This is a genomic window from Cellulomonas sp., assembly GCF_035634735.1.
Lineage (GTDB): Bacteria > Actinomycetota > Actinomycetes > Actinomycetales > Cellulomonadaceae > Cellulomonas.
On sequence record NZ_DASQCJ010000212.1, the window covers coordinates 1 to 12,553 of the forward strand.

General features: G+C 75.8%; 13 protein-coding genes. 11 read left to right on the forward strand and 2 right to left on the reverse strand.

The window, feature by feature from the left end:
- The 11 genes from VER05_RS17185 to VER05_RS17235 all read left to right on the forward strand — a co-directional run.
- The coding region (locus VER05_RS17185) for a PilT/PilU family type 4a pilus ATPase (protein ID WP_324846534.1) at positions 1-1,011 on the forward strand (1,011 nt) is incomplete at its 5' end.
- 11 nt (positions 1,012-1,022) lie between these two features.
- Positions 1,023-2,234: a type II secretion system F family protein gene (locus tag VER05_RS17190; protein ID WP_324846535.1), complete on the forward strand. Its 1,212-nt coding sequence runs from the start codon at positions 1,023-1,025 to the stop codon at positions 2,232-2,234.
- Positions 2,235-2,311: 77 nt separating this feature from the next.
- A complete protein-coding gene (locus tag VER05_RS17195; RefSeq protein ID WP_324846536.1) occupies positions 2,312-2,845 on the forward strand; it encodes a prepilin-type N-terminal cleavage/methylation domain-containing protein in 534 nt (177 codons plus the stop codon).
- A gap of 33 nt (positions 2,846-2,878) precedes the next feature.
- Entirely contained in the window at positions 2,879-3,397 is a 519-nt protein-coding gene (locus tag VER05_RS17200; RefSeq protein ID WP_324846537.1) for a prepilin-type N-terminal cleavage/methylation domain-containing protein, read from the forward strand.
- Positions 3,398-3,512: 115 nt separating this feature from the next.
- Positions 3,513-4,082, forward strand: coding sequence for a prepilin-type N-terminal cleavage/methylation domain-containing protein (locus VER05_RS17205; protein WP_324846538.1), 570 nt, complete (start codon positions 3,513-3,515; stop codon positions 4,080-4,082).
- 84 nt (positions 4,083-4,166) lie between these two features.
- Positions 4,167-5,177, forward strand: coding sequence for a pilus assembly protein PilM (pilM, locus tag VER05_RS17210; RefSeq protein WP_324846539.1), 1,011 nt, complete (start codon positions 4,167-4,169; stop codon positions 5,175-5,177).
- Positions 5,178-5,332: 155 nt separating this feature from the next.
- Positions 5,333-5,908 carry a hypothetical protein gene (locus VER05_RS17215; RefSeq protein ID WP_324846540.1) on the forward strand — a complete coding sequence of 192 codons (576 nt, stop codon included), beginning with the start codon at positions 5,333-5,335 and terminating at the stop codon, positions 5,906-5,908.
- Positions 5,905-6,531: a hypothetical protein gene (locus VER05_RS17220; RefSeq protein ID WP_324846541.1), complete on the forward strand. Its 627-nt coding sequence runs from the start codon at positions 5,905-5,907 to the stop codon at positions 6,529-6,531. The genes VER05_RS17215 and VER05_RS17220 overlap by 4 nt, the downstream gene beginning before the upstream one ends.
- A complete protein-coding gene (locus VER05_RS17225) occupies positions 6,528-8,390 on the forward strand; it encodes a type II secretion system protein (RefSeq protein WP_324846542.1) in 1,863 nt (620 codons plus the stop codon). The genes VER05_RS17220 and VER05_RS17225 overlap by 4 nt, the downstream gene beginning before the upstream one ends.
- A complete protein-coding gene (locus VER05_RS17230; RefSeq protein ID WP_324846543.1) occupies positions 8,387-9,058 on the forward strand; it encodes a hypothetical protein in 672 nt (223 codons plus the stop codon). The genes VER05_RS17225 and VER05_RS17230 overlap by 4 nt, the downstream gene beginning before the upstream one ends.
- Before the next feature lie 14 nt (positions 9,059-9,072).
- Positions 9,073-11,103, forward strand: coding sequence for a hypothetical protein (locus VER05_RS17235; RefSeq protein ID WP_324846544.1), 2,031 nt, complete (start codon positions 9,073-9,075; stop codon positions 11,101-11,103).
- A gap of 18 nt (positions 11,104-11,121) precedes the next feature.
- Here the strand turns inward: VER05_RS17235 and VER05_RS17240 are convergent, their stop codons facing one another.
- Both VER05_RS17240 and VER05_RS17245 read right to left on the reverse strand, forming a co-directional pair.
- Positions 11,122-11,913, reverse strand: coding sequence for a prepilin peptidase (locus VER05_RS17240; RefSeq protein ID WP_324846545.1), 792 nt, complete (start codon positions 11,911-11,913; stop codon positions 11,122-11,124).
- 110 nt (positions 11,914-12,023) lie between these two features.
- Positions 12,024-12,434 (reverse strand): Lsr2 family DNA-binding protein, encoded by a 411-nt coding sequence (locus tag VER05_RS17245; RefSeq protein WP_324846546.1) that lies wholly within the window; start codon positions 12,432-12,434, stop codon positions 12,024-12,026.
- Between the last annotated feature and the right edge of the window lie 119 nt (positions 12,435-12,553).

Sequence of the window (12,553 nt, forward strand, 5' to 3'; positions counted from 1 at the left end):
GTGCACGGCGAGCTCCGGGCGGCGGAGTCCGTGCCCCGGCTCACCGAGGCGGACGTGCGGGCGGTCGTCGCCGGCATCGCGTCCGCGGACCAGCTCGCGCGGTTCGACGCCGACCACGAGCTCGACTTCGCGCACGAGGTCGCGCGCGGCTGGTTCGTCCGGGTCAACGTGTACCGGCAGAGCGGGCGCACCGCCGTCGCGATGCGGCTCATCCCGGACCGGATCAAGCCGCTCCCGGAGCTCGGGCTGCCGCCGGTCGTCGCGTCGTTCGCCGGGATGCCGCGCGGTCTGGTGCTGGTCACCGGGCCGACCGGCTCGGGCAAGTCGATGACCCTGGCGGGCATCCTCGACCTGGCCAACCGCACCCGGACCGACCACATCCTGACCGTCGAGGACCCGGTCGAGTACCGGCACCGCTCGATCCGGTGCCTGGTGACCCAGCGGGAGATCGGCGACGACACCGCGTCGTTCGCCGCCTCGCTCAAGCACGCGCTCCGCCAGGACCCCGACATCATCCTGATCGGCGAGATGCGGGACCCGGAGACGATCCAGACCGCGATCACCGCCGCCGAGACCGGCCACCTCGTGTTCGCGACCCTGCACACCCAGGACGCCGCGCGCAGCGTGGAGCGGATCGTCGACTCGTTCCCCGGCGACGCCCGCGAGCTCGTGCGCACCCAGCTCGCCGGGACGCTGCGCGGGATCGTGTCGCAGACGCTGTGCCGCCGGGCGGACGGCAGGGGCCGGGTGCCGGCGGTCGAGGTGCTGATGACGACCCCGGCCGTGCGGGCGCTGATCCGCGAGGGGAACCAGCACCAGCTCTACTCCACGATCCACTCCGGCGGCGAGCAGGGCATGCAGACCCTCGACCAGTCGCTCGCCGCGCTGGTGCTGCAGGGCGTCGTCACCTACGAGACGGCGCTCGACCGGGCGCGCGACGTCGAGGCCTTCGACCGGCTGTGCGGGCGCGGCCGCCGCGCGCCCGTCGGCGGCTACGCGGGGGTGCGCTGATGGCCCGCGGGATGCGCACGTTCGAGTACGCGGTGGTCGGCCCCGGCGGGCGCCCGGTCACCGGGCGGGTCGAGGCGTCGGACGAGACCGCCGTCGCCGCCCGGCTGCGCGAGCTGGGGCTCGTGCCCACCGCGATCGACGAGGTGCACAGCACCGGGATGAAGCGCGAGATCACGCTCGGCGGCCGGGGGAAGGTCAAGGACAAGGACGTCGCGATGGTGGTGCGCCAGCTCGCGACGATGGTCCGCGCCGGCCTGGCGCTCCCGCGGGCGCTGCGCGTCCTGGTCGACCAGAGCGACAACCCGGCGCTCGGCGAGATCCTCAAGGACCTGGCCGCCGAGGTGGAGGGCGGCGCCGCGCTCGGCGCCGCGATGGAGTCGCACGCGGGCGTCTTCCCGCCGGTGACCCGGTCGCTGGTCGCGGCGGGCGAGGTCGGCGGCTTCCTCGACCAGGCGCTCGCCTCGGCCGCCGCCGGCATGGAGTCCGAGCTCAAGCTCCGCCGCACCATCAAGGGCGCGATGATCTACCCCGTCGCCGTCCTGGGCATCGCGGTGCTGGCGGCGGTCGTGATGCTGCTGTTCATCGTCCCGGTGTTCCAGGGCATCTTCGAGGGCCTGGACACCGACCTGCCGTGGGCGACGCAGATCCTCGTGGACCTGTCCGGGGTGCTGAAGGTGATCGGCATCCCGCTCGTCGCCCTCATCGCGCTGGGTGTGTGGTGGTGGCGCAGGCACCGCCGGGACACCGCGGTCCGGGAGAAGGTCGAGCCGAGGCTGCTGCGCGCGCCGATCGTCGGCCCGCTGCTGTCCAAGCTCGCCGTCGCCCGGTTCACCCGGAACCTGTCGACGATGACCAGCTGCGGCGTCGCGCTCGCCCAGGCGCTGGAGGTCGTCGGGCCGACCAGCGGCAACATCGTCGTCGAGCGCGCCGCGGCCGCCGCGGGCGACTCCGTCCGCGAGGGGGAGACGCTCGCCGACGGGCTGGAGCGGACCCACGTCATGCCGTCCCTGGTCGTGCAGATGGTCGCGGTCGGCGAGGACTCCGGCGACATCGTCGGGATGCTCCGGCACGTGTCCGACTTCTACGACGACGAGGTGTCGGCCGGGACCGAGGCGCTGACCAGCGCCATGGAGCCGGTGCTGCTCGTGGTCATCGGCGGGGTGGTCGGCAGCATGCTGCTCGCCCTCTACCTGCCCATCCTCACGGTGACGAGCTCGATGTGACGGGGCCCCTGGAACCACCGCCGGTCCCCGGCGGTGCTTGGTGAAGGAACTGGAACTGGAACAGGAAGCAGGCACTCATGTCGACCACCGACCCTCGCGCGAGACGAGGACCACGCGGCGGTGAGGACCCGGAACGGGGCTTCACCCTGACCGAGCTGCTCGTCGTCATCGTCATCATCGGGATCCTGGCGGCCATCGCCATCCCGCTCTACATCAACCAGCAGGCGCGGGCCCGGGACTCGGCCGCCCAGTCCGACGTCTCCGGCATCGGCCGGGAGATCCAGGCCCAGCTCGTCAACGTCGGCGTCGAGAAGATCCACGTCGGCGTGAACTCGGCGGGGTCGAACTACACGCTGTCCGGCGACAACGGCGCCACCGGCTCGTTCGAGTACCTCGGCGGCATCTCGGCCACGGTCGACCTGCTGGACGAGGACGGCGACGTCGTCTCCGCCGGCAGCCCTGCGCTCGGCGTGCCGCTGATGATCCACGGCGGCGACCCGACGCTCACCGAGCAGAACTGGTGCGTGCACGTCGGCACCGAGTCCGGCAAGGAGAAGACCTGGCGGTACTCCGCCGCGGGCGGCCTGCAGTCGGGGCTGTGCGGCGAGTGATACCGCGACCGATCGAGACGGAAGGGAAACGTCATGCGCACGCTGCTCAGGCGCGCTGACCCCGAGCGGGGCTTCACGCTCACCGAGCTGCTCGTGGTGATCGTCATCATCGGGATCCTGGCGGCCATCGCCATCCCGCTCTACCTCAACCAGCAGGCGCGGGCCCGGGACTCGGCTGCCCAGTCCGACGTGTCGGGACTCGGCCGCGAGGTGCAGGCGCTGCTCGTCAACTACGGGGTCGAGAAGATCTACCTCGGGATGAACACCGCGGGGTCGAACTACACGATCTCGACGGACGGGGCGGCCACCCGGGACTACGTGGGTGGTGTGTCGGACCAGGTCAAGCTCCTCAACGCGAGCCGGACGCCGGTCGTGATGGGGGCGGGTGCGACCTACACCCCGCTGCTCGCCCACGACCCGGAGAACCCGTCGGCCACCGCGGCCACCGAGCAGACCTGGTGCATCCACGTCGGCACCGAGGCGGGCAAGCAGAAGATCTGGCGCTACTCCGCGCAGGGCGGCCTGCAGGCCGGCTACTGCGGCGACCACTGACCGGGGACCGACCGGTCACGCACCAAGTTCCGTGCCCTCCGCACGGCACCGGGTCACGGGAGATCTCGTGACCATCAGCCGCCACCTCCTGAGAACACCAGAAGGGACGACGACGATGCTTGCGCGCATCCGACGACCGAGCGAGGAGCGGGACCAGGGCTTCACCCTGACCGAGCTGCTCGTCGTGATCGTCATCATCGGGATCCTGGCGGCCATCGCCATCCCGCTCTACATCAACCAGCAGGCGCGGGCCCGGGACTCGGCGGCGCAGTCCGACGTGTCCGGCATCGGCCGGGAGATCCAGGCCCAGCTCGTCACGGGCGGGGTCGGCAACATCAAGGTCGGCGTGTCGGCCTCGGGGACGAACTACATGCTCGAGGTCGACGGCGAGACGGAGATGCTCGGCGGCATGTCGAGCACGGTGGCGATGCCCGGCACCGACGGCACCATGCTCGCCGACGGCGCGACGATCGCCCTGCTCGTCCGGCCGAAGCCCGAGGGCGTCCTCGTCGGGGGCGGGGACGGGGAGCACTCCACCGCCCTGAGCGAGCAGACGTGGTGCGTCCACGTCTACACGACCTCCGGCAAGGAGAAGGGCTGGCGGTACTCGGCCCAGGGTGGGCTCGAGGCGGGCCTGTGCGCCGTGCCCGGCAACGAGGACCCGATCGAGGTCCCCGAGCCCTGAGCGACCGGCACCACCCCGGCCCAGCACCTTCCCGACCCGGGGAGGCGCGGGGCCGGGCACCCGCACCACAGTGGAAGGAGATGCGTGGCACACCGACGGATCGGGATCGACATCGGGCACACCGGGGTCCGCGTCGCGGAGGTCGACGCCCCGCCGGGGCGCCGGCCGAAGCTGCTGGCCTTCGGGCAGTCCGGCATCGAGCCGGGGGCCGTACAGGGCTGCGCCGTGCGGCGGCAGGAGGGTGTGGTCGCCGCCGTCCGGCGGGCCCTGCGCGCCTCGGGCGCCCGCAGCAGGCACGCCGTGGTCGGCGTGGCCGGCGAGCACACCTACGTGCGGCCGGTCGCGCTGCCCGCGGCGTCGCCCGCGCAGATGCGCGCGTCGCTGCCGTTCCTCGTGCAGGACGCGCTGCCGGTCGACGTGGCGGACTGCGTGCTGGACTTCTGGCCGGTGCGCCGCCTCGACCGGGTGGTCGAGGGGCTGCTGGTCGCGGTGCGCTCCGCGGAGGCGGCCGCCGTCGTGCGCGCGGCGGAGAAGGCCGGGGTGCGCGTCGACCAGGTGGACCTCGCGGCCTTCGGGCTGCTGCGGGCGGCCGTGCCCGCGAGCCCGGACGAGCCGGTGACCGCGGTCGTGGACCTCGGGTGCGACGGGATGCAGGTCGTCGTCGGGGAGGCCGGAACACCGCAGCTGGTCCGATTCGGGCCCGCGGCGGGGCTGGCCGTCGCGCACGACGTCGCCGGTGCACTCGGCGGCGACCCCTCCGTCGCGGAGCACGTGATCGACGCCGACCTGGTGGCGCGGCCGGAGGTCGCGGCGCTCGTCGCCTCGCACGCCGAGCGGATCGCCCAGGTCATCGCCCAGACGCTGGCGTATCACGCGCAGTCCGGGCGCCGGCCGGCGGAAGCCGTCCTGCTCACCGGGCGCGGCGCCGAGATGCCGGGCCTCGGGCAGTGCCTGGCGACGGTGACCCGGCTGCCCGTCGCCTTCGCGCGCCCCGAGGCGGTGTTCGACGTCGCCACCCGGGCAGCCCGGGGGTGCGCGGACGCGCCGCGGTCGTGGCCGGTGGCCGCCGGCCTGGCCATGCGGGGTGCCGCGTGAGCGCCCGGCGGTCGGCGACTCGCGCGCCCGACCGCGCGCCCGAGCAGGCGCAGGAGCGCGTCGCGGGCGCACTCCCTGCCGTCGACCTGCTGCCGCCGCAGGTCCGGGCGCGGCGCGCGGTGCGGACCGCCCGTCGCTGGTGCGTCGCTGTCGTCGTGGGCGTCCTCCTGCTCACCGGCGGGCTGTGCTTCGTCGGCTTCGGCGACCGCGTCCTGGCCGAGGCCGAGCTGCTGGCGGCGGAGCAGGACTCGGACGCGCTGCTCGCCGAGCTCGCCACCTACTCGGACGTCGTCCGGGTGCGGTCCGACATCACGCGCACCCGCCAGGCGATCGCCTACGGGATGCGGAACGAGGTGCTGTGGGCCGACCTCGTGGAGCGGTTCGACACCGCGCTGCCGCACTTCGCGCGTGCGGAGAGCATGAGCATCGCGATCGTGTTCGACCGGGCGGTCCTGGACGACGCGGAGAACCCGTTCGTCTCCGGCGAGAGCATCGGTGAGATCGCCTGGGTGATCACCGTGCCGGTGCTCGCCCAGAGCGGCGACCTGCTGCCCGCGGTCGACGCGGCCGACGGCCTGTTCGACACGACGTTCACCCGCGTCGAGCGGGTCGACGGGGAGGGCGTGCACCGGGTGACCGGGTCCGTCCTCATCGACCCCTCGGTGCGGTCGGGGCGGTTCGCCGTCGAGGACGCGGCCGCTCCCGACGCAGGCGAGGAGGAGGCGGCATGAGTCGGGCGCGCGCGCTGTGGTGGGCGGGGACGGGCGTCGTGTCCGTCGGGGTGCTGGTCGCCGGCTGGTCGCTGGTGCTGTCGCCGGTGCGCGACGACGCCGCGCGGGCCCGCGCGGACGCGCAGGCGGTGACGGACCAGAACGCGGTCCGGCGCGCGGAGGCCGCGCACCTCGCCGAGGAGGCCACGCGGATGCCGGAGCTCGAGACGGAGCTCGCGGACCTGCGGCGGCAGTTCCCGACCGCGTTGGAGCTCGACGCGTTCGTCCGGCGGCTCGCCGACCTGGCGGCCCGGTCCGGCGGCACGGTGCAGTCGGTCTCGCGGGGCGAGCCGACGCTGGTGCAGGCGGCCGCGGACGGCGAGGCGGTGACGTGGTCCGGCGAGTACCTGTACGCCGTGTCGGTCACCCTCGTCGTCGACGGCACCCGGCAGCAGCAGCTCGACTACGTGCGGGACCTGCAGGCGATCGACGACCGGTTGTTCCTCGTGACCGCGGTGGACGGGCTGGGGACTGAGCGCAGCACGGTGACCGGCTCGACGTTCGTGCTGCTGGACGCCGTGGCGGTGTCAGGTGGCGGCGCCGGCGACGTGGCGGACGTCTCGGGGGAGGCGGCCGCCCCGTGAGCCCGCTCCGCCGCGCGCCCCGCCGTGCCCGCCCCGACGACGGCTTCACGCTCGTGGAGTCGGTCGTCGCGACGACGCTGTTCGGCATCCTCGCGGCGACCGTGCTGACCTTCGCGCTCGGCACCTACGCGCTGACCGTGCAGACGCAGCGGCGGGTCACCGCGACGCACCTCGCCGAGCAGGCGGTCGCGGAGGGGCGGCTGCTCGTCGAGGACCCGGCGTCGAACTGGGCGCTCGCGAACGACCCCGCGGGTGCCGACGCGCTCACCGAGCGCGGGTCGGTGGCGGTCGGCGGCGTCTCCTACGCCGTCACGACGACCTACACGCTGCGCGGCACCGGCGGCGCGGAGGTGTGCCGGAGCGGGGCGCTCGCGGACGTCTCGACGCCGGCGGTGTCCGTCGAGGTCGCCGCCGAGGTGGCCTGGTCGGGCGGCAGCGCCCCGGTCCGGGTGGTGCAGCGGGTCGCCAGCACGGAGCGCGCCTTCGTCGCGGTGCGGCTGCACGACGCGGGGGACCCGGTGCCGGGGGTCCGCGTCGCGCTGCTGACCGGGGACACCCCGGCCGCCGCTGCGGAGCGCGCCGTGCGCGACACGGACGCGCAGGGCTGCGCCGTGTTCGAGGTCGACCCGGCGGCCGACGCGACCCACTGGTACACCGTGACCACCGCGGACGGCGTGGCGGTGTCCGACGCGCCGCGGTACGTGCTGGCGGACTGGCGGTACGGGAGCACGCTGCGCCCGCTCGGCCGGGTCGGCTCGGCCGGGCTGTGGCTCGGCACCGAGGAGGTCCGCCGGGAGGCGGTCGTCGACCTGGTGCTCGTCGACGACGACCGGGTCCCGCTCGACGACGACGCGGTGACCGACATCCCGCTGACCGTCCTCGCCACCGCCGGTCTCGCGACGACGGAGCAGGTGCGGTGGACGTCCGAGATCGGCCTGACCCCGACGTCGGGCGGCGCGGACGAGGACCCCTGGGCGTATCCGATGCGGTCGGCGGACCTCGCCTGGGACGACCTGTGGTGGGCGCCGGACGCGGTCCGGTCGGTCGACCCCGACGCACCCGTCGTCACGGCGCACCCGGGGGACCAGTGGGGCGTGCAGACGCTCACCGGCATGCGGCTGGACGTCGCCGCCACCGGTGCGGAGCCGATGGAGGTCCAGTGGCAGGTCTCCCGGGACGGGGGCTACACGTTCGAGGGCCTGGAGACGGTCGAGGCGGAGGGGTACCTCGTGACGATCGCGGAGCCCGGCGCCTGGTACCGCGCCGTCGTCAGCAACGACCACGGGACCGCCGTCTCGGCGATGGCGGCGGCGCGCGCCGAGGAGCTCGTCCCGGACGTCACCCCGGTGCTCGTCGAGCAGCCGCAGGACGTCGCCGTGCCCCTCGGCGAGCCGGCAGTGGTCGAGGTGCGCGGAGTCGTGGCCGCGCCGCCGGAGGGCGGGACGACGATCACCTGGGACGTCTCCGAGGACGCCGGCCTGACGTGGCGGCCGTCCGACGCCGAGCCCGAGGTGAGCACGACGGCCGGGTCGGCCGCCTGGTCCTGGGAGGTCACCGAAGCGATGACCGGCGACCTCGACGGGCTCCAGGTCCGCGCGCGCCTCGCGAACGAGGCCGGGGAGGTCGTGTCGCACCCCGCCACGGTCCGGGTGCAGCGGACGGTCGCGCGGCAGTTCACGCTGCGAGCCCTGTGGCCCGCCGAGTACACGTTCTGGGTCGGGTCGCAGCCGATCAGCCTGCGGTACGTCGACGTCGAGCCGGGGGAGCGCGCGCACGTGCTCGTGCACCCGGTGGACGGCGTGGTGGCGGTCCAGGGCGAGGACGCGCTGCCGCTGGGCGGCGACGGAGACGGCTCGTGACCCCGCGCCGGTCGCGCCCGGCACCGGCGCCCCGGTCCGGTGCCCCGGCCGACGCGGGCGTCACGGTCGCCGAGCTCGTGGTCGCGATGATGATCCTCGTCGTCGTGATGCTCGGCGTCGCCGCCACCACGCAGGGCGTCGAGCGCACCGACCGCGAGTCGACCCGGCGCGTCGACGACACCGCGGAGGCGCAGTACGCGCTCCAGCTGCTGTCCCGCGCCGTCGCCCGCGCCGTGGTGCCGACGTCCCTGGGCGGGTCCGCGCGGACCGCCGTCCTCGTGTCCGAGCCCGACGCGCTCGTGCTCTACGCGAACCTCGACAACCCCGGGAACGCCGTCGGACCCTCGCGCGTGGAGTACGCGCTCGACGACGGGGTGCTCACCCAGACCACGCGACGGCCGGTCGAGGGCGACGCCGCGACCTACTGCGCGGACGACGAGGACATCCCGGAGTGCGAGGGGCGGGTGGCCCGGCTCGTGCTGGCCCGGAACCTGCGCAACGGGGCCGACGAGCCGCTGTTCGCCTACCGGGACGCGGCCGGTGACCCGACCGACGAGCCCGGGCGCGTGCGCGCGGTCGAGGTCGCCCTCGTGGTCCAGCACGACCCGTCGTCGGGGCGGGACCCGGCCCGGTTCGCCGGCCTGCTCGTCCCGTTCTCGCTGTCCTGAAGGAGCGCCCCGCGATGACCCGAGCCACCCGGCCCCGCCGGCCCCGCCGCCGGACCCGCGGGCGAGCCGACGCCGGGATGTCGAGCGTCGCCGTCCTGCTCGCCTTCATCATGCTGTCCGCGCTGGTCATGGTGACCGCGACGTACGCGGCGCAGGCGACCCGGCCGGCCGGCCGCCAGACCGACTGGGTCCGCGCCGGCGCGGCGGCCGAGTCCGGGGTCGCCGACTACCTGGGCCGGCTGCGCGACGACCCGGCGTACTGGGCGACGGTGGACTGCGACAACGCGGCCCTCGCGGGTCAGGACCCGGCGGTGGTCGACCACGCGTGCCCCTGGGACGCCGACGCGGTCGGCTGGGCCGCGATCGAGCCGGACGAGGACCCGGACGACGCCCCGGCCTTCCACTACGAGGTGACCGCGGCGCCGGTCGAGGCGCAGCCGGAGTGGGCCTCCACGGTCACCGTGACCGTCACCGGGAGGTCCGGGGAGGTCCGGCGCACGCTGGAGGTGCAGTTCGCCCGCGCGTCGAGCGCCGACTACGCGCTGCACCAGGACTACGCGCTGACGGAGGCGACGGCCTGGTCGGAGAGCGTCGGGGGTGCGGCGGCGGCCGGTCTGGCAGCCGAGTGCGGCGCCGCGGGGCCTCTCCCGACGGCCCGCGACGTGCTGCGGGACCCGGCCTGCGCGAACGCCGCGGTGCTCGCGACCGCGACCGTGGTCACCGGCGACGTGTTCAGCAACGACCGGCTGGCGGTGCAGCCGGGGGCGCAGGTCGACGGCCGGGTGAGCACCGCGCACCCGGACTGCGGGGACGCCTCCGACGACGCGGCGACCTGGTCGGCGTGCCTGGACGTCGACGGCGGCGCCGTGGTCGACGTCGCGGACGTGCTCGACGGGCACGCGCCGGCGGCCGCGTCCTCGCTCACGCTGCCGACGTCGGTCGCGGGCTACGCCGACCTGCCGGGCTGCCACTACTACGGGGAGACCCGGGTGGTCGGGCACGGCGGCACGATGACGGTGCACGCGCCCAGCACGCTGGAGGCCGCGAACGCGGCGGGCCTGCCGACGGCGGTCGCGGCGCCGGGTGCGCCCACCCCGGACTGCGGTGACGCCGACCTGCTCGCGCTGGGCACCGCGCAGACGGTGCCCGTGCCGGACGGCGTCGGGATCTACGTGCACACGCTCGGCGGCGCGTCCGAGCCGGTCTCGGCGGGGCGCCTCGGTGCGTCCGTCGCCGCCGGGTCGCTGCCGGTCGGCACCTGGACCAGCGCCACGCCGGCGGACGGGGACGTGGCCGACCTGGAGGTCGAGCAGGTCAGGACCCACCGGTGGACGGGGCGGGGCACGCTCTACCTGGAGGGGTGGTTCTCGCCGGGGGTCGCGGCGGGCGGCCCCGCCGAGGAGAGCGGCCGCGCCGGGGTGACGTTCGTGGCCGAGGAGTCGGTCGTCGTGACCGGCGACGTGCTCAGCTCCGGGTCGGACCCCGGCGACCCCTGCGCGGGCCCGGGGCTCACGTGCCAGCTCGGGATCGTCGCCGGCCGGTCGGTCGAGGTGCTCAACCCCGTGGTGACCGAGGTGTCGGCGGTGACGCTCGACCCCGGCGGACCCGACGAGCGGGTCGGGTGGGACCTCGACGTGGTGCTCGGGGTGGACGGTGCGTCGCGCGCGGTCGCGGCGACCGGGACGCCGGGGGTCGACGGCTGGCCCGACGGCGGGTGGCCGCGCCGGTACGTCGACACCGCGCGCGGCGCCGCGCACCCCGCGCAAGGGGTGCAGATCCAGGCGTCGGTGCAGGTGCTCGGCGGCACGCTGCTGGTGCAGAACCACTGGGCGACCGACGGCGTGGTGGCCGGCGTGCCCTCGCTGGAGGTCGTGGTCACCGGGTCGCTGGCCGTGCGGTTCGCCGGGCTGCAGGACCACGGCGCGTGGTCGCCCCAGGTGGTCTACGACCCGGCGCTGCGCACGGGCGCGCCGCCCTACCTGTCGCGGTTCACCGAGAGCACGCCCTGGACGGCGCGTCACGTGACGGAGGTGGCGGCGGGCTGAGGCCGGCCGCCGCGCCGCTCACCCCAGCAGCCCGAGGTACCAGCCGCCGACCGGGCCGCCCACCGCCAGCCCGACGAACGCCCCCGTGAGCATCCACGGCCCGAACGGGATCCCCGACCCCCGCCCTGCCCGGCCCGTGACCACGAGCGCCGTCGCGTACAGCCCGCCGAGCAGGAACGCCGCGAACCCGCCGACCGCGAGCACGTCCCAGCCGAACCACGCCAGGCACAGCCCGAGCACCCCCGCGAGCTTCACGTCGCCGAGCCCCATGCCGCCCGGGTAGGCGAGCGCCGCCGCGAGGTACAGGGCGAGCAGCCCGGCCCCGCCGACCGCCGCCCGGCCCAGCGCGCCCCAGTCCGGCTCGCCGCCGGGGTTCCAGGACGCGAGCGCGAGCAGCGCCGCGCACACTGGGTACGCGGGCAGCACGATCGCGTCCGGCAGCCGGTGCGCGTCGAGGTCGATCAGCGTGAGCGCCACCGCCAGCGCCGCCAGGTAGAGCAGGACGGGCAGGGCCCACGTCGGGCCCGCCAGCGCGGTGACGCCCGCGAACAGCGCGGCCGTGCCGGCCTCGACCAGCGGGTAGCGCGCGCTGATCGGGGCGGCGCAGTCGCGGCACCGGCCCCGCAGCAGCAGCCAGGACAGGACCGGCACGTTGTCGCGCGCGCGGATCGAGTGGCCGCAGCGCGGGCACGCCGACGGCGGCCGGGCGACGGACGCGCCGCGGGGCACGCGCCAGACGACGACGTTGAGGAACGAGCCGATGGCGAGACCCAGGACGGCGGCGACCAGGACGAGGGGGGCGGTGGGCACGGGGCTCCTCGGTGGGGGTCGGCGGCGGTCGCGCGGGGGACGACGGTGCGGGCGGCGGCGGTCGTGCGGGGGACGACGGCGCGGGGCTGCGCGGTCGCGCGGCCCGGCCGTCAGGCGTGCCGGTGCGCGGCGACGTAGGCGGCGACGACAGCGGCGGGCAGCCGGCCCCGCTCGGCGACGCGGAGGCCGTGCTCGCGGGCCCAGCGCCGCACGGCGACGGCGTCCGCGGGGCCCCGGCAGTGCGGGCAGGGGGCGCCGGGCGGCGCGGCGGGGCCGGGCGGGAGCGCCGGTCCGCGCTCGGGTCCGTGGCTGGGTGCGGACCCGGGGCCGGGGTCGGGTTCGGGCACGCACTCGGGTCCGAGGTCGGGCGCGGGGTCGGGCCACGGGGTCGCCGGGGCCGGCTCGGGCGACGGCGCGAAGGCCGGGCTCGGCGCAGGGGCGGTGGTCGACCCCGGCACGGGCGGGGGAGCCGGCGCGGCGGCCTCGGTCGCGGGTGCGGCGTCGCCCGCGGGTGGGCACACCGAGCGTCCCGCCCGAGCGCAGCCACTGTGCCAGGGTCTCGATCGCCGCCTGCACCGCGGCGGTCTCGGGGACGGCGGGGTCCGGGATGGCGTCCACGTCGGTCGCCGTCATCCCTGTC

Coding starts and splice junctions, on each gene's coding strand:
- VER05_RS17235 (WP_324846544.1), top strand. CDS start 9,073: ATGACCCGAGCCACCCGGCCCCGCCGGCCCCGCCGCCGGACCCGCGGG.
- VER05_RS17190 (WP_324846535.1), top strand. CDS start 1,023: ATGCGCACGTTCGAGTACGCGGTGGTCGGCCCCGGCGGGCGCCCGGTC.
- VER05_RS17220 (WP_324846541.1), top strand. CDS start 5,905: ATGAGTCGGGCGCGCGCGCTGTGGTGGGCGGGGACGGGCGTCGTGTCC.
- VER05_RS17205 (WP_324846538.1), top strand. CDS start 3,513: ATGCTTGCGCGCATCCGACGACCGAGCGAGGAGCGGGACCAGGGCTTC.
- VER05_RS17195 (WP_324846536.1), top strand. CDS start 2,312: ATGTCGACCACCGACCCTCGCGCGAGACGAGGACCACGCGGCGGTGAG.
- VER05_RS17200 (WP_324846537.1), top strand. CDS start 2,879: ATGCGCACGCTGCTCAGGCGCGCTGACCCCGAGCGGGGCTTCACGCTC.